Source organism: Arthrobacter sp. Y3225116 (genome assembly GCF_059091245.1).
On the sequence record NZ_JBNHGL010000508.1, the window covers coordinates 1 to 819 of the forward strand.

Sequence of the window (819 nt, forward strand, 5' to 3'; positions counted from 1 at the left end):
GGTGTGATATTCATTTCTGACGCAACGCCGCCCTGGGCGGGGCCGCCGGGCGTGGGGCTGCCGGTGACGCGACAACCGGCAAGCGCTAGAGTGCCCACCATGACAAAGCGACCGGAGGACGGGCCCGCGGAAAAGTACCAGCGCCCCGAGGGCCTCGACGACGCCACCCTCGAGGCCCTGGGCAAGATGTCCGAGGCGCTGGAAGCGGTGGAACACGCCCGCGGCCTGCTGTACGGCTTCCACCGGCTCACCGGTACGGCGGACCTGGCGCTGGGCGAGGCCGTGGAACTGCTGCGCAAGGCCGGACACCATGAACTGGCCGAGCGGGTCGATCGGGAGATCGTGGGCCGCAACGTCATCGAGGGGCATTGGACGTTCCAGATCATCGACGAGTACGACGAGATCTACTACGGCCCCTTCAAGGAGCTGGAGCGGCAGGCACGTGAAACGCTGGCCGGCGGCCGCAAGCACCTCTTCGAAGCCGCCATGAAAGAGGACCGGCGCACTCACGGGCTCCGGAACCACGAGGCAAACGCCCCGGGGCAGCGCGACGCCGGCGCCTGATCCCGGCCTGATAGCGGGACGACGGCGCCTGATCCCGGCCGGCATGATCCCGGGCCGGACTTCCACGGACCGCCTTCACGCCAGAAACGTGCGCCGCCGGTCTGCCCGCTAAGCCTGCGGGTGCACAACCGCCAGCGGCAGCCGGCCGCAGTCCAGCACGACCAGTTCCACATCGATGTACCGGTCGCCGCGGGGCCGCACCGTCCGGGGGCGGGGCGTTCCGGCCGGGCTTCCCGGATCGCCGACCCTCCCTGC

At 70.3% G+C, this 819-nt stretch carries 1 protein-coding gene; it reads left to right on the plus strand.

The window, feature by feature from the left end; all coding sequences use genetic code 11:
• Positions 1 to 99 precede the first annotated feature (99 nt).
• A complete protein-coding gene (locus tag AC5RV2_RS18655) occupies positions 100 to 564 on the plus strand; it encodes a hypothetical protein (RefSeq protein WP_494093565.1) in 465 nt (154 codons plus the stop codon).
• Positions 565 to 819: the final 255 nt, after the last annotated feature.